Annotated in this window: 18 protein-coding genes; 1 reads left to right on the top strand and 17 read right to left on the bottom strand. The window is 44.2% G+C overall.

Features of this window, described 5'->3' with window-relative positions:
• Nucleotides 1-14 precede the first annotated feature (14 nt).
• The 14 genes from B8P98_RS09325 to B8P98_RS30410 all read right to left on the bottom strand — a co-directional run bounded on the left by B8P98_RS09325 (nt 15) and on the right by B8P98_RS30410 (nt 17,708).
• Nucleotides 15-1,169: a glycosyltransferase family 4 protein gene (locus tag B8P98_RS09325; protein WP_095032911.1), complete on the bottom strand. Its 1,155-nt coding sequence runs from the start codon at nt 1,167-1,169 to the stop codon at nt 15-17.
• A gap of 84 nt (nt 1,170-1,253) precedes the next feature.
• A complete protein-coding gene (gene cpsG, locus B8P98_RS09320) occupies nt 1,254-2,630 on the bottom strand; it encodes a phosphomannomutase CpsG (protein WP_095032910.1) in 1,377 nt (458 codons plus the stop codon).
• A 12-nt stretch (nt 2,631-2,642) separates the two neighbouring features.
• A complete protein-coding gene (locus B8P98_RS09315; protein ID WP_095032909.1) occupies nt 2,643-4,067 on the bottom strand; it encodes a mannose-1-phosphate guanylyltransferase/mannose-6-phosphate isomerase in 1,425 nt (474 codons plus the stop codon).
• An 18-nt stretch (nt 4,068-4,085) separates the two neighbouring features.
• A complete protein-coding gene (locus B8P98_RS09310; protein WP_095032908.1) occupies nt 4,086-5,150 on the bottom strand; it encodes a glycosyltransferase family 4 protein in 1,065 nt (354 codons plus the stop codon).
• Between the two features lie 111 nt (nt 5,151-5,261).
• Nucleotides 5,262-6,371, bottom strand: coding sequence for a cellulase family glycosylhydrolase (locus B8P98_RS09305; protein ID WP_095032907.1), 1,110 nt, complete (start codon nt 6,369-6,371; stop codon nt 5,262-5,264).
• 15 nt (nt 6,372-6,386) lie between these two features.
• Nucleotides 6,387-7,571 carry a glycosyltransferase family 4 protein gene (locus B8P98_RS09300; protein WP_095032906.1) on the bottom strand — a complete coding sequence of 395 codons (1,185 nt, stop codon included), beginning with the start codon at nt 7,569-7,571 and terminating at the stop codon, nt 6,387-6,389.
• A 31-nt stretch (nt 7,572-7,602) separates the two neighbouring features.
• On the bottom strand, nt 7,603-8,877 hold the full coding sequence (locus B8P98_RS30415) for a hypothetical protein (RefSeq protein ID WP_142381962.1): 1,275 nt from the start codon (nt 8,875-8,877) through the stop codon (nt 7,603-7,605).
• Between the two features lie 142 nt (nt 8,878-9,019).
• On the bottom strand, nt 9,020-11,176 hold the full coding sequence (locus tag B8P98_RS09295; RefSeq protein WP_095032905.1) for a polysaccharide biosynthesis tyrosine autokinase: 2,157 nt from the start codon (nt 11,174-11,176) through the stop codon (nt 9,020-9,022).
• Between the two features lie 17 nt (nt 11,177-11,193).
• On the bottom strand, nt 11,194-11,628 hold the full coding sequence (locus B8P98_RS09290; protein ID WP_153677462.1) for an arsenate reductase/protein-tyrosine-phosphatase family protein: 435 nt from the start codon (nt 11,626-11,628) through the stop codon (nt 11,194-11,196).
• Between the two features lie 2 nt (nt 11,629-11,630).
• On the bottom strand, nt 11,631-12,767 hold the full coding sequence (locus B8P98_RS09285; RefSeq protein WP_095032904.1) for a polysaccharide export protein: 1,137 nt from the start codon (nt 12,765-12,767) through the stop codon (nt 11,631-11,633).
• A 120-nt stretch (nt 12,768-12,887) separates the two neighbouring features.
• Complete coding sequence (locus B8P98_RS09280) at nt 12,888-14,327, bottom strand: capsule assembly Wzi family protein (RefSeq protein ID WP_095032903.1); 1,440 nt, start codon at nt 14,325-14,327, stop codon at nt 12,888-12,890.
• 960 nt (nt 14,328-15,287) lie between these two features.
• Nucleotides 15,288-15,917, bottom strand: coding sequence for a phosphatase PAP2 family protein (locus B8P98_RS09275; protein ID WP_095032902.1), 630 nt, complete (start codon nt 15,915-15,917; stop codon nt 15,288-15,290).
• A gap of 474 nt (nt 15,918-16,391) precedes the next feature.
• On the bottom strand, nt 16,392-17,288 hold the full coding sequence (galF, locus tag B8P98_RS09270) for a UTP--glucose-1-phosphate uridylyltransferase GalF (protein WP_071887167.1): 897 nt from the start codon (nt 17,286-17,288) through the stop codon (nt 16,392-16,394).
• Between the two features lie 165 nt (nt 17,289-17,453).
• Nucleotides 17,454-17,708 (bottom strand): hypothetical protein, encoded by a 255-nt coding sequence (locus B8P98_RS30410; protein WP_157738359.1) that lies wholly within the window; start codon nt 17,706-17,708, stop codon nt 17,454-17,456.
• 486 nt (nt 17,709-18,194) lie between these two features.
• Between B8P98_RS30410 and B8P98_RS09265 the strand changes: the two genes are divergently transcribed.
• Nucleotides 18,195-19,781: a TerC family protein gene (locus B8P98_RS09265; protein ID WP_095033619.1), complete on the top strand. Its 1,587-nt coding sequence runs from the start codon at nt 18,195-18,197 to the stop codon at nt 19,779-19,781.
• Nucleotides 19,782-20,284: 503 nt separating this feature from the next.
• On the opposite strand, the gene asmA is transcribed toward B8P98_RS09265, so the two are convergent.
• The 3 genes from asmA to udk all read right to left on the bottom strand — a co-directional run bounded on the left by asmA (nt 20,285) and on the right by udk (nt 23,476).
• Nucleotides 20,285-22,132 carry an outer membrane assembly protein AsmA gene (gene asmA, locus B8P98_RS09260; protein WP_095032901.1) on the bottom strand — a complete coding sequence of 616 codons (1,848 nt, stop codon included), beginning with the start codon at nt 22,130-22,132 and terminating at the stop codon, nt 20,285-20,287.
• Nucleotides 22,133-22,162: 30 nt separating this feature from the next.
• Complete coding sequence (gene dcd, locus B8P98_RS09255) at nt 22,163-22,744, bottom strand: dCTP deaminase (RefSeq protein ID WP_004151145.1); 582 nt, start codon at nt 22,742-22,744, stop codon at nt 22,163-22,165.
• Nucleotides 22,745-22,834: 90 nt separating this feature from the next.
• Complete coding sequence (udk, locus tag B8P98_RS09250; protein ID WP_002912442.1) at nt 22,835-23,476, bottom strand: uridine kinase; 642 nt, start codon at nt 23,474-23,476, stop codon at nt 22,835-22,837.
• Nucleotides 23,477-23,581 lie beyond the last annotated feature (105 nt).

Genomic DNA, 23,581 nt, shown 5'->3' with positions numbered 1-23,581 from the left:
GAGCGGTTAAATGGTTAATATTCTATTTTTTTTCCTTTATCAAACAATTCCCATTTCTCAGAAATATAACTATTAATTTCGTTTTTAAACCGCTGTTCAGAGAAACGAAGAGCATTTTCTCTACAATTGTGGGGAGTTAAAAACTGGTGAATATTATCGAAAAACTCAACAGCCTCTTTCACTGATATTGGCTCTTGTTCTTGGAAAAAAACGCCTGTAGGATTTATCTCACCATAGGGGCGAATTGTTTCAAGTGCACCTCCTTTGCCAAAGGCTATAACAGGCGTCCCACATGCTTGCGCCTCAACTGGAGTTATTCCGAAATCTTCTTCTGCAGCAAAGATAAATGCTTTCGCCTTTCGCATATATTCAGTCATTATATCATTTGGCTGATAGCCAAGAATTTCGACATTACTCCCTGCTTTTTTCTTAATTTTGTCCATTTCAGTACCATCACCAATAACTATTAATTTTTTATCCGGTAACAAATTAAAAGCTTCAACGATTACATCTATACGTTTGTATGGCACCATTCGAGACGCTGTAAAATAATAATCATCTTTGTATTCGCAAAGAGAAAATCTGTCAACATCAACTGGGGGATATATCACATCCGCATGTCTTCCATATACCTTCTTAATACGTCTTGCAATAAATTGAGAGTTTGCAATAAAATGATCCACACCGTTTGCTGTACGATAGTCCCACAAACGTATTTTATGAAGCATCCATTTTGCAATTAACCCTTTTAGATTATTAGTTAGGCCTGCTTCACGCAGGTATTGATGCTGTAAATCCCAAGCATAACGTATCGGTGAGTGGACATAACTAATGTGCAGTTGATCAGGTCCAGTGAGTATGCCCTTTGCTACTGCATGGCTACTGGATATCACAATGTCATGCTTTGACACATCTAGCTGTTCAATCGCAAATGGCATTATTGGGAGATATTTTTGATATTTTTTGCGAGCGAATGGCAATCTTTGAATGAACGTCGTAGTAGCTTCTTTTCCACGGAAAAACGCACGGTCCTCTTTGTTTAAGAAATCCACAACAGAATATAAATTTGCGTCAGGATAAACACTTAGAAACTCCTTAATAACTTTTTCTGATCCTGCATATGTAACTAACCAGTCAGCAACAATACCAATACTTTTATCCTTTAGCATATCAAATTCCTGAAATTTACACACAGTAATATATAGTTCTCCAAACCAAAAAATACAGACGGCATTAAGCCATCTGCATCCTTTCTATTTACGTAGAATTGCCAGAATTTCTTCTGTCCTATTTTTCATTAATTGATGGTTACCTCTTGACTCAACATTTAAACGAACGACGGGTTCTGTATTAGAACTACGCAGATTAAATCGCCATTCGTCAAATTCAACACTAATTCCATCTGTGTGGTCTACTAGCAGGGCATTTGATTTATATTCAGACAAAACACGAGCTATAGAAGCGTCAGGATCTTGTATAGTACTATTAATTTCACCGGAGGCAGGGTATGATTGCATACGATCGCTGACAAGCTGGCTTAACGTTTGTGCTTTAATGCAAAGTAATTCGGCTACAAGTAACCATGGAATCATACCACTATCACAATAGAAGAAATCTCTAAAATAATGGTGGGCACTCATCTCGCCTCCGTAGACTGCATCCTCCTGTCTCATGCGTTCTTTTATGAAAGCATGCCCTGTCTTAGACATTACAGGTACTCCTCCCGCTTTCTGAACTACATCAATAGTGTTCCAGCTTAATCTTGGGTCATGTATGATTTTAGAGCCTGGGTTTTTTTCAAGAAATGCTTCCGCTAACAAGCCTACAATATAGTAGCCTTCAATAAAACGTCCGTGCTCATCAAAGAGAAAACACCGATCAAAATCGCCATCAAAAGCTATCCCCATATCCGCTTTATGCTGAATAATTGCATCAGTTGTATCCTGACGGCATTCCGGTAATAAGGGATTTGGGATACCATTGGGGAAATTACCATCGGGATTATGGTGCACTTTGATTAATTCTAGCGCGACATTACCCTTTTTAAACTTTTCTTCCAATGCATCAATTACGTGTCCTGCAGCTCCATTGCCTGAATTGACGACAAGTTTCAAAGGACGGGTAAAATTATCAAATTCAATATAGCTAAGAAGCTTTTCGATATATGCTTCTAAGGTTGATGTTTTAGTATAACTGCCGCAATTGTTCGATTCAGGATCGATGAAGTTATTTTCCTCCGCTAACCTCTGAATTTCACGTAATCCTGTATCACCACTAATAGGTTGTGATTTCTCACGAACAAGTTTCATTCCGTTATAATCCATTGGATTATGGCTTGCAGTAACCTCAATACCACCATCAACATTTAAATGTGAAGTTGCAAAATAAATTTCTTCCGTACCGCTAAGCCCAATATCGATCACATTTGTACCAGAATCTTGCAACCCTCGGGCCAAAGCTAATTTCAGAGCTTCACTAGTTAAACGAACATCACCACCAACAACCATTGTTTGCGGTTTTAAATATTCACCATATGCTCGGCCAATGCGATATGCGATATCTTCATTAAGTTCTGAACCTAATTTTCCACGTATATCATAAGCCTTAAAGCAAGTTAATTTAGTAGGCATTTCATTTCCTTATTAAATTCCGTAATGATCTTTGATACGAATAATATCATCTTCACCAAGGTATGAACCTGACTGAATCTCAAGAAGTTCAAGGGGTATTTTACCCGGGTTTTCTAGCATGTGCGTTGCACCGGCTGGAATAAACGTAGATTGATTTTCAGTTAACAAAAATGATTTCTCATTAAGAGTAACCTGAGCTGTACCTGATAGTATAATCCAGTGTTCAGCACGATGATGATGCATTTGCAGCGAGAATTTACCACCAGGTTTAACTGTTATTTTATTAATATAATAACGTGTAGTGCTAACGATTTGATCATTTTTGCCCCATGGGCTATATGTTTCACGATGCAGACGATATTCTCTACGAGCTTTATCTTTCAAAAACTCAACGGCTTTTTTAACATCTTGTACTTTGGATTTATCGATAACCAAAACTGCATCTTTCGTACTGACAATGACTAAATTATTAACGCCAATTGCGGCAACTAGCTGTTCTTCGCTATTTATATAACAGCTTGTAACATCATGTGTGAAGATATCACCGCTTAAAGCATTTCCATTAGCATCTTTCTCATTAACTTCCCATAAAGCAGACCAAGAACCAACATCATTCCAGCCGGCATCGAGAGGAACAACAATTGCTGAGGAAGTTTTTTCCATGACTGCGTAATCGACTGATTCATCAGGACAAGCAGTGAATGCCTCTTGATCAACACGAATAAAGTCTTGCTGAGAGTCAGGCTCTAGATGCTCCATTGCTTGTTTACATGCAGAATAAATGTCATGCCTGTATGTAGCAAGCTCTTCCAGGTATCGTTTTGCACGGAACAGAAACATCCCACTATTCCAATAGTATTGCCCACTCGCCAAGTATCTGGTAGCAACCTCTAAATCTGGCTTCTCAACAAAACGTCCGACTTCGAAAGCTTGCTCATTTTCAGTACCAATACTTGTACCCCGCTGTATGTAACCATAGCCCGTTTCAGGACCGGTAGGGACAATTCCAAAAGTAACTAATTTTCCTGCATTAGCATAAGGAACAGCATCAAGTACCGCCTTGTGGAAAGAATCCGTATTATCGATAATGTGATCTGCAGCGAGAACTAAGAGCAAAGGGTCTTCATTTTCATTCTTCTGAATTGCACTAAAAGCTGCCAATGCTATAGCAGGCGCAGTATTACGTCCTATAGGTTCCAGAATAATATTGTTAGAAAGCTTATTAAGCTGCCTTAGTTGTTCAGCGACAAGAAAGCGATGTTGTTCGTTGCAAATAACTAATGGTTCATTTACATCAAGACCTTCCAATCTTGTGACTGTTTCCTGCAACATAGATTGTTGACCATGCAATCGTAAAAATTGCTTAGGAAATCGTTCACGTGACTTTGGCCATAAACGACTACCCGTACCACCGGCCATAATTACAGGGAGAATCATATCCACCTCTTGATAAGCTTATTTTATTTCATTGCAAACTATTTTGACTAAATCATCAACTAATTTAGCTGAATCATTCCATGAAAACCTTTTTACATTGTTATACCCTTGAATCACTAATTGTTGACGGATTTCGTAATCTTCAACAAGACTTCTTAGAGCGTTAGATATTTGCACTTTATTTTCAGGATCAAAATAAATTACGCTATTCGCTAATACCTCCAGCATCGATGCTCTATCGGACGATGCAACAGGACAACCGCAGGCTTGAGCTTCAAGTGGAGGAATACCAAATCCTTCATACAAAGATGGGAACACAAATCCTCGTGCATTTTGATACAAAGCCGTTAGACTTTTATCATCTACACGGCCTAAAAAAATGACTCTTTCATCAGTTGGTGAAATGTGAATGTTTGAAAAAATACTATTTTTATGACCTATGATTTTTAATTGAACTTTCAAATCAGTTGCTATAAACGCTTCTATGAGACCTTGAAAATTCTTATGATAATTTTGTGAAGAAACAGCAAGTAAATATGGTCTCTCGTTTACTTGGTCACGGCTTGGTGTAATTGAAGTAAATATTGAACTAACTGCATTATGAATAACATAAACTTTTTCACTATTTACTTTATATACACTGCAAATCTCTTTTTTGGAAAATTCACTTACAGTAATAACCTTCCGTGCGTTTCTTAGCGCTAAAGGTGTTAACAGTCGATATAACACTCTAAACTTAAATGGGAAACTCTGCGGATACCTGATATAAGTAACATCATGATGTGTAACAATTTGATTTTTGTATAAAACAGGCGCTGTATTGCATAAATTAATGAGCACTGGATTATTATTTTTTTTTAAAAACAAAGGAAGCGTTACTTGCTCCCAATAATGTCCACCGCCCCCTTTTATCTCTTTTATATTAAAGATCGATTTGTAATTTTCATCAATCAATGCATTTAAATCTGGTACTAAGAAAACCATATCTGAGTGAAGTAATTCTAAACCTTTTGATATTTCCAATGCAAATCGCTGCACACCCGTGATTTGTTGTGTCAAAAACCTACCATTGATATAGATCATAAATCCCTCTTTGAAAATATAAACTCAAAGTACACTTATACATATTATTTATTAACAGAAAATTATTATTATATTGATTTTTTCTAACCACACTCAATCAAAAAATAGTGTTTATTTACTTTTGAACTCGTTCCAATGATACTGAGTATGACCTGACGTGAATGAAATATCACTCTCGTTCATTTCCAAGGCATCAACTTTGTTTTTGATTATAGGCAATAATTTCTTCATAACCCTAGCCGATTCCTTTGGTTCTAAGTTGGAGTAAAACAAACCAAAATTATTTTCTTTATTTTTTAAATTTGTTCCACTATCGACTAATTCATACCACCAAATCCCTTTGATATAATTTCGCTGAGAAGCTAATAATGTATACTCGTAGATATATTTCGCGGCAATATCAGCAGTAACCCCTCCAGGTATCGAAGTAGTAGTAGGGTATCCCATTTCAGTGATATATAATGGAATTTTCCTTCCGGAAAATCTATTAATTTTATCTTCGAATATATCAATCACTTTCATGTCTGAATTGGGATCAATCAAGTCTTTACGCTTAGTTTCAAAATAAGTGTATGGATGAATTGAAATACCATCAATACAGTTCCCCATACCCATTTTGAGCAAACGTTTGATCCAAGCAACTTGATCATCATATATAGGGTCAATTGAACCGGTAACAACTATGGCATTAGGGTCTGCTTCTTTTATAACTTTATAAGTTTCTTGTACTAGGTACAAATAAACCTCATCTGGTGGAATAGATGTTTTTTTATCTACACCGGTATTAATGAGCCATTCATTCCATATTTCATAATACTTCACTCTACCTTTGTATCTATTTGCAATCCATTTTGCATAGTTAACAAATGCATCAACTTGCTCTCTATTTTGGGGTCTTCCATTATTAGTATAATTATGATTTCCATATGCCAGTATAAACATTGAATTATTTACTATGAGTGTCTTCTCGCCCATATATATATCATCTAGCCTTTGACTTAATCCGGTTACACCCATAACTCCACTAGACTTCTCGGTAGCATTCCATGAAATCCCATCACGAAATGAAGTAAAACCATAATCACTAATTAATTTTAACATTTCATGTGGGGTGTTTTTTGAGTATATCATATGTGTACCCACTCCCACCTCTAGGCTGCTGCCGAATGGAATATAAATAAATAATGCCCAGAAAAGATGTCTCATTTTATACATTATCATAGTAATCACCCGGTCTTAGCTTAATTTATTCATTGCTATTTTATAAGCTTCTAAATATTCATCAACAATGCCATCAGAATTGAAATGTCTGCTATATTCCCATGATTTTCTTGACATCATGGTATACTGCTCATCGTTATTTCCTATTGATTTAACAAGAGCAGAGTAAAGTTCGTATTTGCTATCTGGACTGAAGATGTAGCCAGTTTCATTTTCTTCAACAATTTCTGGAATCCCCCCTCTATTACTTGCTATAACTGGAACACCAAACGATGATGCTTCTATAACAACTCTGCCCATTGGCTCATGCCACAGCGAGGGAACTACCAAGTAATCAATTCCAGGGAAAAAATTTTGGATATCAACACTACCTAGATATGTTATATTATGCATCCCGTATTTTTCTTTTAAATATTCAACGTAATCTTTTTTCCCATTTCCGGCAATTTTTAATTGGCAATTTGTTAATCCCTTGAATGAATCCAATAAACATTCAATCCCTTTCTCAGCTTCAACTCTTCCTAAAAACGCAAACACTGTTTCCTTATTCTTATGTTTAACTTTATAAGCTTGTTGATTTGTGCTGTTAAAAATAGTCACCGATTTCGCATTTTTGAAAAAGCCATTTGTTGTATGTAATTTTTTTATATACTCACTGATTCCTACGACGACATCAACATTTTTAGAAAAATAACGTTTAACAAAAGAAAAAGCAAGCCCTCCAAAAGAATTTGGACGCATGTTTTTCCCATTTTTGAATAATGTACCATTTGGATGTAGTAACGAGTAATCCCTTAATGTATGTACTATTGGTATATTCTTTATTTTAGCCCAGTGCCATACTGACACCGAGAATCCTGTGATATTATTCGTATGGATAACATCATATTTTGCTTTCCCGAAGTGGCTATTGAATAGTTTAGACACTCTCTTATTATATATATCCCTGAAGTGCCATATTACACGATTCAATTTTTTTTGATTACTGTCATCATATGGCCAATATAAGTTAGCGAGTGGGAATCTGACTATTGTAACATTATTAATTTTATCTGTTGTAATATCCTTTCTGTCATGAAGAGTGGCTACGGTCACTTGATTGCCTTTCTTTGCTAGCATCTCAGCTAAAAGCTGAACAGATCTCTCTGCCCCTCCAATTTTATAAGGAGTGTAAAGTGTATTTACTATCAAAATATTCATTGAGCGACCATTATTGAATATAATTTCGTGATTAGTACGACTTCTTTTCTGCAACTACGTCTAATTCCCCACCTTTAACAATACATGCATAAAGAAGTATCCACATAAATGCTAGAGTATACTCAGGATTTGCAGAGAAAGACCCAAAAAATGACACAGTAAACAAAGTTATCAATAATTGATTAGCATCACTATTTTTATTTCTATTTTTTAATAATCTATATCCATACAAAGCGAATATTAAACCAATCCCAATCCCAAAATTATTTATTATTGTTATTAATAATGAAGATGCTCGTTCGCTGCCAACTCCTAATCCAAAGCCATAACTATTAAAAATATTTTCGAAGGCATTTAAGTTAGCAGCCCCCCTCATGACACCTGAATCACTGCTTGATTTTTGTTCTGCATATTTTGAAAAAAGATTAATTACAGGCATTATTGCGAGAGTCATTGTTATCGAGACAAGTGCACATAAAAAATAGTTTTGTATAGTTTTCCGAAATAATAAAATAAATACTATAGGAGCCGATATGACCAGTGTAAACAAACCTGATGTAGACAGATTTAGTGCAAATACAAAAACACATCCAAGACCTAATATTTTATAAACTTTCTTCTTGGCACAAAGTAGCGGCACAGCAAACGTACATATATATAAACCAGCTAATGAGGGTTCAACAAATGTTCCAGAGACCCTGGCTTCATATAACGCAGTTACAGAATAAGAAGTATTATTAAAAATTAATAAGGATAGTGCGGTATATACAGCAGGGAAAATTTTCCAGACGATACAAATACCAATAAACACCACCAACGTGAACAATATGCAATTTAAAAAAAAGCTTTTATCAATATCTTCTCTGCGGTAATAGATGAGTGATAACGTTAATATATGAGTAGATAATATCACTAGTTGGTTTAAATTCGCTCCACTCCATCTTAACGGCATGCCATGGGTTACAAAATTCGACTCAAATGATTGTAGTGAAGAGTAGACTCTTAAACCTGAAAATAGATTTGCACTAAAATAAGTGTATATCCATATAATCACTATCCATAATATGGCTACGAGGATTTTTTTATTTTTAAGATTTACAAACCCTTTACCTTCCATTGGTAGGCATAGCCTGGCTACGAACAAGCATTCTACAAAAGGAGACAATGGGATATTTAATGCTCCCATGGATAATGCCGAACTACCTTGAAATATTGATGACATGACTAGCAAAAACAACATTGGCTTATACCCAAAGGGGAATAAAACTAATGCTAAAGCAGTCCATGTGATACCCCATAAATCCATAGCATACCTTTAAGATATAATATTAGTATAAATATATTTATGAAATTATCAAACACTTCATAAATACAATCATCCGAAAAAAATATTCAAGAAGTGAGTGTAGTAAGTATTAAGCCCTAACTTTAGGGCTTAATACTCTTATTTATTTTTTATCAGTATATGAATATCCATAATGGCTATAACCATAACCGTAGTAACTACTTGCTTTTCTTACGATACCGTTCAAAATACAACCTTTGACGGTAACACCTGATTGCTCAAAACGTCTCATACTAACACTGATCTCTTTTGCTGTGTCTTCTTCAAAACGGGCAATCAACAATGTTGTTCCTGCTAAACGGCCAGTAATCGCAGCATCAGTTACCGCCAGAATCGGTGGCGTATCAACAATTACTAGATCATATAGTTCTGATACTTTTTTCAAGAAATCTTCGAAACGAGGATGCATAAGTAATTCTGCTGGATTAGGTGGGATATTACCACGTGAAACATAATCAAAACCGGCATCTGTAACTTTAGCAACTACTGATTCGAGGTCATTTTTTCCCGATAAAATGTCTGAAAGTCCTTCAACTTTGGCACTGCCGAACAATTTATGCGCATACCCTTTGCGCATATCAGCATCAATGAATAGTACCTTCTGTCCTGTTTGTGCAATAACAGCTGCTAAGTTGCTGCTTATAAAGGTTTTCCCCGCATTTGGACTAGCCCCAGAAATCATTAAGACGTTATTTTTCGCTTCTAGCATTGCGAAATGTAGGCTCGTACGTAAGCCACGAATAGCTTCTATAGCTAAATCTGCAGGGTTTTCTACTGCTAATAAGGCGCTGCTTTCTTGTTTTTTACGAGCTCCAGTCCGACGATTTTTTTCCACAAGGGCTTCAGATATAGGAACATTGGCATAAACAGTAATCCCCATATCCTCTAACTGCTCTGGAGATTCTATACCCCGCCTCAATAGAACACGTAGTAGGATCAGACCTATTGATGCAAATAAACCTAAAAATATTCCAATAATAACAACAAGTGCTTTTTTAGGTTTTACCTGTTTCGGTTGAGTTATTGCGTTATCTATAATTCTGACATTACCTATCGCACTTGATTTGGCAATGTTGAGTTCTTGCTGTCTGTTTAACAACTGAAGATATACTGCACGGCCGGATTCAACATCCCTGCTCAATCGCAATACTTCTTGCTGTGTTGTAGGCATTGTATTTACACGCTTATTTAATTTTTCCTTTTCATGTTGTAAGGCTTGTCTTTTTTCTATTAGAGCTTTATAGCTTGGGTGTTCCGGTGTAAACAATTGAGATATTTCAGCTTCTTTAAATGTTAGCTGATTCAATTGATTATCAACATTTACGATTTGATCAAGTACTGACTTTGCTTCCATAGTTAAGTCAACTGAATCCTTCTGCCTACGATAGTTGTTTAATTTATCCTCAGCAGCATCTAATTCAGCTCGTACTTTTGGTAACTGTTGATTTAAAAAATCCAGACTCTTCGCATCCTGCGCAGCTTGGCGATCCACGTTCTGCTCAAGATAATTTTGACTAATGCTATCGAGAACTATTGCGATTAATTCTTTATCGTCCCCGATTAATGTTAAATTAAGTATCCCCGTATTTTTACCTTGGTCTTCAACACTGAATGCATCCAAAAGATTTGATATTGCTTGTAAACGAGTGAAATATTTAACAGTAAAACTAGTATTTGGTTTAGCATCTATTTTACTGATATATATAGAAACCCCGTGCTTTTCTAGTAACTCGCCAACCTTTCCTTTAAATGAAAAGGAATCACCATCAATTTGGAAGTTTTTATCATCTATAACAGTTAAATTTATTTCTGGTTTAACTAATTCAGCATCAGAAATAAATAGGTGTTTGACGTTAATTCTCCCTGGCTTTTCCCCCATAAGTCTGGCTATGCCTTGGCCAAATATTGGAAAATAGTTCTGAGTTACTTGTGCTTGTAAGTTAAGATCATCAACTGTTTTGCCAAGAATCATTCGTGATTGTAATAATGCCATTTCAGGTGCAGATTGAGGCTGGCCATCAGGAAGCATCTGGCTAAGGCTATTTAAAATAGCGTTACCTTGTCTTTGCTCAACCTGAACTAATGCATTAGCTTGATAGATTGGAGTTGCAAGCAATGCATAGCCTAGAGCTAGAAATGTAAATATGGAAGTTACCGCTATGATAAGTTTGCGATAATCAATTAATTCACCAATCAACCGTCCCAGATCGATTTCATCTCCATCTGTATTAGGTGATTTCTCGTTGACTTTCGATATCATTCAATATTTCCTGAAAATTATCTTACTAGTTTAGCAGCCCATTCGTTGCAGGCTCGATTAATCAATTGAAAAACAGATTCGAATGCCTCATCACTTTTCTTATAAGGATCAGGTATTTCTTTGCCTCCCAACCAATGACCAAGCAGCATGGTTTTACCTCTTGCTTCCGGTGCAATACGGCTTACTTGTTCTAATTGTTGCTGCTCCATAACAAGAATTAATTGGTAATTTCTTCCTAAAGAGCCCGTAAACTGTCTCCCTTTATGTCCATCTAAAGACAACCCATATTTTTTAGAGACTCTTTGCGCAGATGCATCAGCTGGTTTATCAACTAATGCACCAACTCCTGCAGAATCTATTATTTTAGCAGGCATCGCTTTGCGTAATAAGCGTTCAGCTATGGGTGAGCGACAGATATTACCTGTGCAAATAACTAATATTGAATCAAACATAATCATGGCCACGTTTTGATATAGCGAATAGTTTCAGTCATATCATGAACACCACTGATTGTCGGTACAAGTTGTGACACCACACGGTTCCAACGTACCAAAGGAGCTGTCGTAACATATACGATATCATAAGGTTCTAACTGGAACTCTGTAGCTAAAACCATCGCTGATGCATCTTGTGCATTAAGCTGATAAATGTTAGCTATCTTACCCTGCTTATTATCTTTTAGCTGACGAACAACAAAAACACCCGTCGCATCAGATGCAGTTTGCGACATCCCGTCGGAATTCCCTATCGCCTCTGCAAGAGTCATCCCACTACGATCCATTTTGAGTGTACTTTGTTTGCCTACTTCACCCATAACGAAGACTTTAAGATCATCATTGCGAGGCACGAATAGTATATCCCCCGGGTAAAGCAAGCGGTTCTCTGTCAAGTCACCTTTTTGCATTAATGCATACAATGAGATCTTGGTATCTTTACCATTATGCGTCAATACTACATTTCGCCAATCAGCATCTGTTGCAAGACCCCCAGCATTATTGATAGCATCCATTACAGTTAAAGGAATATTACTGATCGGTTGCTGACCAGATTTTATTACTTCTCCTGTTACATAAGCCTTCTGAGAACGGAATGCTGCAATGCTGATGTCAACCTGAGGACTTTCGATATAAGTTGTCAGCCGACTAGCGATGTCCTGGCGTACCTGACTTATCGTTTTACCAGCTACCGTAACCTTTCCAATATATGGATAAAAGATCGTGCCATCTGCATTTACCCAGTTACCGGTATCACTCGCACTGCGATATTGACCTGCAGGAGTTGTAAGTTCAGGATGGTCCCAAACGGTGACCATTAACACATCACCTACACCAATTTTGTATTCATAACTTTTAATTAAATTATCTAACTGAGGATTTGGGCGAGCCAGTATAGTATCCGGACGAAGTTGATCAATTAAACTTGGTGTCATCGGGTAGACATTAACCAACTTGTCCAAATCATAATCGCTGTCCGGCAATTCAACAACATTCTTGCGCAAGCTATTCAATCCTTGTCCCGGAAGAATGGTACACCCCGATAAAAAACTTATCGTTAATGCCAGTGCCGAAAATCTAACAATTTTTTTCTTCATAAAGTCACATCATCAGTAAAACAAAATTTCCCAATTTCCGAACTGCTATACATCCGCCAGTTTCTTCTAACTGGCTTGAAAGAGAACATCATTTTCTCTTTGTTATTTGCAGCAGTCAGCCTATAAATTAAATGGTATTTCTATTCCAGCACTGGCCCCGACATCATCGCTATCACCATGATTAGCATCGGTATACCAGAGTGACGTATTCAGTCGTACGGTTTTGTATACGTCTCCACTCCACCCTAGCTGTACCCCTTTCAATGTGTCCGCATATGGAAATGCCTTATTAATCGATTGATTCTCGGGATTTACCTTCGCGAAGACTAAACGCGTACTCCAGCGCTGGTTATCTTCAGTGACCAGTTCGACTTTACCAGCAAACAGCTGACCATCACCGCCCATTGCATCCCCCAGTGGATAACCTTGCTGATAGTAGCCGTCTTTATAAATATGATGGTTATAGCTATAATTTGTGCGACTCATATTACTGCGAGTATCGTGCGCTTCTACGTACCAGTTAACCGCATCTTTACCCCAAGCGTGATGACCTTCTATACCACCAAGAAACATATTCGCCGATGGCAGGTAGCCAGATTCATCTTCACCAATCATCTGTCCATAGAGACTAACAGGCCAGCCCAGGATCGGTTCTAACTTAAGTTTAAAATCAAACCCGGCTAGCTGGTTACCCGGTTCATTTGGATCATTGCCAGCAGTATTATCTTTGCCAGTCAGCCCATCCCAGAAGCTGCTAAAGGATTCAGGCCGCCCCTCTCCTCCCCACTGCATAATACGTGAAGCACCCAGTTCCAGAGACTGGAATGGGGAGAAGGTCAAACGGCCGCCGATAATCTTGGTATGCGGCACGGCAGTATATTGATTCATCTGGCTGGCGGAGATCTGATACTGCCATGGACCAATCCAGCGCAGCCACCAGGTTTCCGGTGCGGCCTGCTCGGCGCGCTGCATCAGGAATCCGGTCATTGGCCTCGCAGCATCGCCGCGGATCAGGCTCCCTTCATAGCCCGGTCCCCACCACTGCGGCATCTGGCCAAACGACAGCCATTGGTTCCAGAACCTCACCGCGCCGTACGCGCCGTTTGCATTGAACCGGGAGCCGTTGCTGATACGCTCACCGCCTTCTACATTGCCCTGCAGATGCACATCCCACCAGTCGCCGCTGTTATTAAAGGCCAGCGATAGCGAATTATCTGCCGGTTGGCTTTGTGCAAAGCCCTGCGGGGTTCCCGGTTGATCGGTAGAGGTGTAGCCGCTGACGCGGAAATCAGCTTTTAATGAGGAAAGCCGCTGATTAATACGCGCCAGCACCACCTGTTCGGAAGAATAGGAGGGTTTGGCCTTTTTTAACGCCCGGGTAATCTCTTCCTGACTCAGGGGCCAGGTCGAAAGGCTAAGCTGGATAACTCCCCGATCAGACAGCCAGGAGAGATCGTTGCGCAGTTCGTTATCATTGAGTACCAGACCAGAGGCATAAACCTGCGCACTCACCGATGTCAACAGCCCCAAAGCAAGTGCAAGACGCGCGATTTTCATCATTATACAAGATCCATTTTTAGCCCCGTTTCCGCAAGCTGGCGAGTCATGGGGAAATATGAGTTTAGAGAGCGCACGCAGACGCCAGTCGTAGTATGTTTGTTCAGCAGTGATGATGCAATAAGCAGTACCTTTGAACGTAATCAGCCACGCAGTATTTGAAATGTCAGTGCAACAGCCAAAGCGCCAACGACTCCCATCACACCGATCACCACCCACCATGGACATGAGCTATCTCAAGTTAACTAGAGGGATAACACGCTGTAGAGTCAGAAAGAGTGCCGATTATATACGGTGTTTGCGGATAATCATCCGTCGCAACCGGTTTTAGGAATTTCTAACATATAGAAGATGACTGCAGAATTGACGCTGGCGGTTTCGATACGCTACCGCCCTTGGCTTAACAGCTACCAATGCACTGTACTTCATTTATACATTTTCGCTGGCACAGCGTCCGCGTGATTATTAGTCACTGACAATATTTTAGCGGCATCAAGTTTACGCGATTCTGCCGGCAAATGGGAGTAAAAATGACAACTATTCGCTTATAAAAACAACCCAATCTGACTCCTCCGACAAGCGGACGACACCTCAATAAGATTGTTTAATAATATCTCATCGTTCCAGCTCAAGATGCATACTTACGTACCACAACCAAAGCAACGCTATGTTTTTTAAGGCTTTTATCGGATGAGTATATTAACCACGCTAATTCTCGTCACTTCCGTCAACTACAAAAATTAATACCTGCCATTCATTTTTTATACTTGACAAACATAATTTAACTTCAAGAATAAGGGGCAGCCTGCCTATTTAGGATTGTTCTCAGCCACGTTATTTCCTGTGCCAGCAAAAATATTTCTGCAGAATGTAGTAGCAACTATTTATTTCACGAATATGAATGTACAAAACCGGGACTGATTCTATTATTTTCTCTGGTCCCATTCATCGTCAGCAGCACATTCAGTAAAAACGCTTATGCAAATCCGCGCGGGTAAAGGGCTTTTCCAGCGAACCCAGCTTAACGGCTATTTCACCCAGCAGAGACTGAGTTGGCGCTTTAGCGCCGGTATTTAGCAGCACGACGGGGATGATAATCAGACTGAGCACCCCGCCCCAGGAGAGCTGTGCATTGACCACACGCGACGAATTCCGCTGTAGCAGCAGAAACAGCGCGCTACCGCAGGCGCCAAGCAGCAGCCCGGCAATCACTTCAGATGGGGAGTGGGCATGAATCGCCAGACGGGAATACCCCACGAGGCCAGCCAGCAGATACCCCATCACCATGGCAGTCCGGCGTAAAGCAACGCTACCGCGAGCGCAGAGCAGCCATAAGAAAATAGGCCAGAAGGCGGTAGATAAAGCGGTATGCCCGCTAAAACCGGTGAAATCGAGCTCGCGGATGCCGATGCCCCAGCCCATAAACGCCAGTTTTGATGCACTGACGATGGCGCCGGTAATGCCAAACAGCAATCCCCATTGCCAGGCAATCTGTCTGGAAGGCCTGCGCAGAAATAAAACCATGAACACGGCTGCCGCGCTGGGTAACAGCACGGTACTATCGCCAAAAAAAGAGACCCACTGCCAGTTCATTTATTTTTCATCCTTTGACGATTTTCCAGTTCGCAGCGCCTTTGTCCATGACGTTGGTATGGGCATACACATCCGATAACTTCACATTTTTATGCATGCATCACTGTTGTTTAATGCGTAAGCATGATCTCAGTCAAGTTTTATTTTTTTATGACAGCCAGCGGCAGGCATATTTTTTTTAAGAAGATTCCGGCTAACTCATTATTAGCAAACATAAAATTATGCTACTCCGACCATTCCATCACAGGAGGGCCAGCACAGCAACCAGATGTCTCTGAAGTCGCTTTTTGTTTACATATTAAGCGTGTTTCAGCAAATCAGCATAACCATCTGATTTATATTGATTAATATTTATCTAAAATAGCCTTATTTAATCCGCAGGGCTTTCTACAGAAGCATGCAACATCGCGGACTTAAGCCACATACTTCTGTAAACCCTACATTTTCACACTTCTGAAATGCGACAGAGCCTATTTACGCGAGTAACTTCTTAATGCTCTCGCGGAATTTCGTGCCTTCTTTATGGTTACGCAGCCCGTAGTTTACGAAGGCCTGCATATAGCCCATTTTTTTACCGCAGTCGTAGCTATCGCCGGTCATTAGCATCGCGTCAACGGGCTGCTTCTTCGCCAGTTCCGCGATCGCATCGGTCAGCTGAATACGGCCCCATGCGCCAGGTTGAGTCCGCTCCAGCTCGGCCCACACATCGGCGGAAAGCACATAGCGTCCTACGGCCATCAGATCGGAATCCAGGGTCTGCGGTTCGTCAGGTTTCTCGATAAACTCAACGATCCGACCAATCTGCCCTTCCACGTTCAGCGGGTCTTTGGTCTGGATCACGGAATACTCCGACAGGTCGCCGTCCATTCTCTTGGCCAGCACCTGGCTGCGCCCGGTTTCATTAAAACGGGCCACCATCGCGGCCAGGTTATAGCGAAGCGGGTCAGCGCTGGCATCGTCCAGTACGATGTCCGGCAGCACCACAACGAACGGGTTATCTCCGACGATCGGGCGCGCGCAGAGAATAGAGTGTCCCAGCCCCAGCGGCTGCGCCTGGCGTACGTTCATGATAGTCACGCCCGGCGGACAGATTGCCTGTACCTCAGCCAGCAGCTGACGTTTAACACGCTGCTCAAGCAGCGCTTCCAGTTCATAGGAGGTATCGAAATGGTTTTCCACGGCATTCTTAGACGAGTGGGTAACCAGTACAATTTCCTTGATGCCTGCCGCCACAATCTCGTCGACGATATACTGAACCATTGGCTTATCAACGATTGGCAGCATCTCCTTCGGAATCGCCTTGGTGGCCGGCAACATATGCATCCCCAATCCGGCTACCGGAATAACTGCTTTCAAACTTGCCATTCTCATATCCACCCATATAGTGATAAATCTTCGATACCCGCCTGATTACAGGTTCCCCTGGTATCAATCTATGATATTACCGTTTTGCTATCAGTCCGACTTCCAGCAAAATTCCGAAACTACATGTTTCATCAGAGAATACACTCAAAGTATTAGCTCCGACAGAGCGGTTTAAGAAAATTCTGATGACTCAGGAGTCATATGGCGCACTGCCTCAGGATTTTCCTCTGCACTTTCTTCACCCGCAGGACTTATCGCTGTATTCCCGGCAGAGAATACTGTAGAAGAAGCGTTTGGATAATGCGTAAAATGCAGAAAAAAAGAGGGTTTATTCCCATGAACACCAGGACATAATTCATAAAAATAATCTGAATACACTATTTTCAATAGAAAATAGCGCAGAAAGCTCACTGCTGCGCTCATCATGCCCTCCTTCACCTGTTGCCCGCTATCCATGTCATCCATCGGCACTGGCTTTTACACCTGATTAAAAGCTGCTGATATCGTCTGATTAAACAAGATATTTTGCAAGCCACGACATTCAGTAGTATGAAAACCTGGATCGCTACGATTGAGTGATTGAATCGGGTGTTTACACCTCTGCTTCTGAATCCGTCTGATTTTCATACTTCTGTTTGGTCAGAAAGGGCAATAACCGGCATTATTGATCCAGTGCACTCTCTGCAAGTTTATATTCAGTCTTCCACAGTCATATCTTTTATTAATAAGCTTATTTGCATAAAAAATAAGCGCGCACGGCTATAATTCATGCAGTTTAATATTGCCAGCCGCGGCATTTCTCCCGTCCCCGCGCCAACCTGACGTCATAAGACGAGAATATATTGCAATTTATCGGTCGCTTATCCATGATCGTCGGATGGCACTCTCAGGTAGTATAGGTTTTAGCGAATGATGGAATGGATTGCCGACCCCTCAATTTGGGCCGGTCTCATAACGCTGGTGGTTATAGAGCTGGTCCTCGGTATTGATAACCTCGTTTTTATCGCGATCCTCGCGGAAAAGCTCCCTGCGACTCAGCGTGACCGCGCGCGGGTAATTGGCCTGCTGCTGGCGATGATGATGCGTCTGCTGCTGCTCGCCTCGATCTCCTGGCTGGTCACCCTGACCAAACCGCTGTTCACCTACCACGATCTCAGCTTTAGCGCGCGAGATTTGATTATGTTGTTTGGCGGGTTATTCCTGCTGTCTAAAGCGACTGTTGAGCTCAATGAGCGACTGGAAGGCAAAGGCAGCGATAATCCGGTTCAGCGCAAGGGCGCGAAGTTCTGGGGAGTGGTCGCTCAGATTGTGGTGCTGGATGCCATCTTCTCCCTCGATTCGGTGATCACCGCCGTCGGCATGGTCGACCATCTGGCGGTGATGATGGCAGCGGTAGTTATTGCCATGAGTTTGATGCTGCTCGCCAGCAAAGCGCTGACGCGTTTTGTCAACAGCCACCCGACTATCGTTATTCTCTGTCTGAGCTTCCTGCTGATGATTGGTTTCAGCCTGATTGCCGAAGGGTTTGGATTCCCCATCCCGAAAGGTTATCTGTATGCGGCCATTGGCTTCTCCGTCATCATTGAGTCGCTGAACCAGCTGGCGCTGTTCAACCGCCGTCGCTTCCTCTCCGCCAATCTCACGCTCCGCCAGCGCACAACCGAAGCGGTGATGAATCTACTTAGCGGGCATAAAGAACACGCCGAGCTCAGCAGCGATACGGCAGCGCTGATCGACAGCCATGTCGATAACCCGCTGTTCAACCCCCAGGAACGCCGGATGATTGAGCGGGTGCTTAATCTCAACCAGCGCACCGTCAGCAGCATTATGACCTCGCGCCATGATATCGAGCATATAGACCTTAGCGCCCCGGAAGAGGAAATTCGCGCCTTGCTGGAGAAAAACCAGCATACCCGACTGGTCGTCACCGGCGGAAATGATGATGAAGATCTGCTCGGCGTGGTTCACGTCATCGACCTGCTACAGCAATCGCTGCGTCATGAACCGCTCAACCTGCGCGTCCTGCTTCGTCAGCCGCTGGTGTTCCCTGAGACGCTGCCTCTGTTGCCAGCGCTGGAGCAGTTCCGCCATGCCAGGACCCATTTCGCTTTCGTGGTGGATGAGTTTGGTTCCGTTGAGGGGGTAGTGACCCTGAGCGATGTGATGGAAACCATCGCCGGCAATTTACCCAACGAAGCTGAAGAGATTGATGCCCGCCACGATATCGCAAAAAATCCCGACGGCAGCTGGACCGCCAATGGGCATATGCCGCTGGAAGATTTAGTGCAGTACATTCCCCTGCCGCTCGATGATAAGCGCGAGTATCACACGATTGCCGGTTTGTTGATGGAAAATCTGCAGCATGTCCCCGAAGCGGGAGAAGAGGTGAAAATCGGCGACTACATCGTACGTACGCTGCAGGTCGAGAGCCACCGGGTACAGAAAGTGCAGATTATCCCGCCGCCGCCGCGGGAAGATGAACTGAGCTACGAAGTGTAATCCCCGCAGTCGATAGATACGCCCCGCTGGCGCTAGGCTTACCGAGGCTACAGGGAGAGTCCGCTCAGGTGGCCCGGATAAGGCATTAGCGCCGCTATCCGGGAAAACCACCGTGATAACCTTTCAACCTGCATCTGTCCGCTTCCCCGGTGGCGCTGCGCTTATCGAGGCTACAGGGAGAGTCCGCTCAGGTAGCCCGGATAAGGCATTAGCGCCGCTATCCGGGAAAACCACCGTGATAACCTTTCAACCTGCATCTGTCTGCTTCCCTGGTGGCGCTGCGCTTACCGGGGCTACAGGGAAAGTCCGTTCAGGTTGCCCGGATAAGGTGTTCGCGCCGCTATCCGGGAAAACCATTGTGGTAACCTTTCAACCTGCATCTGTCGGCTTCCCCGCTGGCGCTGCGCTTACCGGGGTTACAGGGAGAGTGCGATCAGGTCGCCCGGATAAGGCATTAGCGCCGCTATCCGGGCCGGTAAAGTCGCTCCACCGGTCAATTCCGGTTAGTGTTTCTCAAGCAACTTCTTCACCTCTTTCCCGTCCTGGCTGTTTTTATTCCGTTCAATCCAGTCATTAAGCCGCTGTTTAGCTTCATCCTGCAGCTGTTTGCGCAGGATCTGATCGACCTGCAGACTGTAGCTCAGCGACTGCCACTCGCCGTAGATGCGCAGCGGGATAGCGGTCTGTTTCAGGCGGTCGATAAGCTTGCCCTCCCCTTTCCAGCCGCCGAGCACGCGCACGTTGAAGCGCATATCGCAGTTCTCTTTCTGCAGATCGAGCTGTCCTTCGCCGGTCATCGCCATCACGTCGGACTGCCCCTGCAGGCGGTTCAGCGTCACCAGCCCGTTATCCAGCGTCAGCCTGCTGCTGACGGAATCCAGGCGGGTGGCATTGTCGTAATTTTCCTGCGCCCGCACGTTGGTGCTGCGCTCCACGGCCTGCTGCACCAGCTGCTGGAAGTTCAGCCCTTCGGTGCGGGTATCGGCCATCTGGAGCTGAGCCTGTCCCTGCCAGTGGCGACGGAAATCATCAGCGTCAATGCGCGTTCCGGAAAATTCGCCGCTCAGCGACAGCTTGCCGGTCAGGTTTAAGGAATAGTTAAAGGCTTTGATCAGCGAACCGATCTCCACATTCTGCAGCGCCGGCTGGAACGTCGCCAGCGGCGTGTCGCCGCGGGCATCCAGGGTGCCAGGGAGAGAGAGCTGCCCGCCGTCAAGATTGCCCTGCATTTTGCTGACCGTCAGCAGCCCCTGCTGGTTGCTGATTTCGCTCTGCACCTGGGTGAAGTTCAGACCGCGCCACTGCAGCTGGTCGGCGCTCAGGGCCATTCGGCCGTTGAAGCCGCGCAGGCTCTGGTAATCTTCGCGCTCATCGCTGTCGGCGATCACCGGGCGCAGCGGTCGCGTCTGACTCTGGCCCTGCTGACTGGCGCTACTGTCCGTCGCCGGCGACCTTTGCGCCAGCAGACTATCGAGATCGAGAGTGGTGGCGTGCAAATCCAGCGACCAGTCCGGGCGATCCCCCAGCACCACGCTGCCGCTGCCGGTAACGGTGCTGCGGTTAGCCATCAGATTCAGGTTGTCAAAACGCAGGGTCTTGTCATCTTCCTGCCAGCTGGCCTGCAGACTCCCCTGACCATTAATGCCGTCCGGTGGCAGCTCGGCGCCGCGCAGCTGCCAGCTAAGCTGGGTAAAGTCGGCTTTTAAGGAGTGCGGATAATCGCCGCCCTGCACGGTGGCGGAGAAGTTCAGCGCCAGGTCGCGCTGGTCGCGGTTCACTCGGCCGGAGAAATCCACGGTGGCCCGGTGATTCTCATCCTGCTCCATCTGCAGACGGATATCGCGCACGGTCACCTGCTCGCCGTTCTCGTGCTGGAAGAAGAGCACGCTGTCGGCCACCTGCAGCTGACGCACATCGTAGGACCATCCGCGATCCTCCGGGGCCAGCGGCAGGGTGTTGTCATGCGGCACCACCGGCGCTGAGCTGTCGCGAACCGCCTCGGTTTTCGGGGTCAGCTGGATCACCGCGCCCTTGAGCATCACCTGCTTCACCTGCAGCTGATGCGAGAGCAGCGGCAGCAGCGCCACGTCGAGGCGCATATTGTCGGCGCGGATCACCGGCTCTTCGGCGCCTCTGGCGGTCAGCGTCATCCGTCCGCTGAGAATGCTGAGCTGCGGCCAGACGTGCCAGCGCAGCGGGCCATCAAGGTCAAGCTGATAACCGCTGCGCTCTGCCACCTCATGCACCATATAGGCGCGAAAATCGTTGGGATTGACCAGCAATACCAACGAGGTAAGCCCGGCGACAATCACCGCCAGCAGGATCATCAGCGTTGTCAGTATTCGTCTCATGGCACCCTCAGCAACACCCCGTTGACGTTATCAATCCTTATCGATTCGGCTCGCCACCGCGCCCTGCTGGTCGCGATATTTGGCGTCTTCACGGCGATTATACGGCCGCGCCGCCGGGCCCGATAACGGCTCAAAGCTCAGCGCGCCGATAGGCATCCCCGGGCGCAGCGCCAGCGGCAGCTTGCCAGAGTTGTAGAACTCAAGCACGATGCAGCCGGACCAGCCCGGATCGATGCGGTGCGCGGTAACGTGCACCATCAGCCCCAGGCGCGCCAGCGAGGAGCGTCCATCCAGCCAGCCCACCAGGTCGGCAGGCAGAGTGACCGACTCGTAGGTCACCGCCAGCGCCAGTTCGCCCGGATGCAGGAAAAACGCCTCCCCTTCCGGCAGGACGATCTCTTCGCTCATCACCCGGTCCAGCGCGGCGCTGACCTCAGCCTTCGGTCCGCTTAAATCGATAAACGGCGCCGTGTGGCCGCGGAACGTGCGGAATTTATTACCCAGCCGTACATCAACCGTCGCGCCATTAATACGCTCAACGGGCGGGCGTGGATTGATGGCGAGTCGCCCTTCATCCAACCAGGCTTCGATATCTCGGTCACACAGACGCATGGGCTTTCTCCTTATAAGGCTGCTTCCCGCACGCTTCGCGGCGGACAGGGCAATAGGGCTACTCTTTGCACGTTACACAATTCGGCCAGGTTATTCAAAGAACTGACTGATTTTGGCCTTCAGAATATCAATGGCGATGCGGTTTTTGCCGCCGCGCGGCACGATGATGTCGGCATACTGCTTCGACGGCTCAATAAACTGCAGGAACATCGGACGTACAGTTTTCTGATACTGGGCCATCACCGAATCCATAGAACGGCCGCGCTCGTTAACGTCGCGCTTAATACGGCGCATCAGGCAAATATCGAGAGGAGTGTCGACGAAAATAGAGAAGTTAAGCTCGTTACGCAGGCGCGCGTCGGTCAGCAGCAGGATCCCTTCAAGGATAATCACCTTCTTCGGCTCGACGTGAATGGTGTTCGGCGTGCGGGTATGTTCGACGTAGCTATAGACCGGCAGTTCAATCGGCTGGCCGCTTTTCAGCATCTGCAGGTGCTGGAACAACAGACTGTGGTCCATTGAGCTCGGGTGGTCGTAGTTGGTTTTGACGCGCTCTTCCATCGACAGATGACTTTGATCTTTGTAATAGCTGTCTTCCGGAATGACGCCAATATGTTCGTCGCCAACTTGTTCACGCAATTCGCGATAGAGAGTACTGGCGATAAGACTTTTGCCAGAAGCCGATGCGCCGGCGATGCCTACAATGACGCACTGATGGGACATATCAGTCATAAATTTTTGCGACCTGATTAACCTGGATAGAGATGGAGGGTGGCGGCGGACCGCCAAACGCGGCAATTATAGGGATTTCAGCGTCCCGATACCAGTGGTATGCGC

It is taken from the genome of Klebsiella quasivariicola, from assembly GCF_002269255.1.
Lineage (GTDB): Bacteria > Pseudomonadota > Gammaproteobacteria > Enterobacterales > Enterobacteriaceae > Klebsiella > Klebsiella quasivariicola.
The sequence above is the reverse complement of the archived record's forward strand: the minus strand, read 5'-3'. Positions and strand labels throughout refer to the sequence as shown.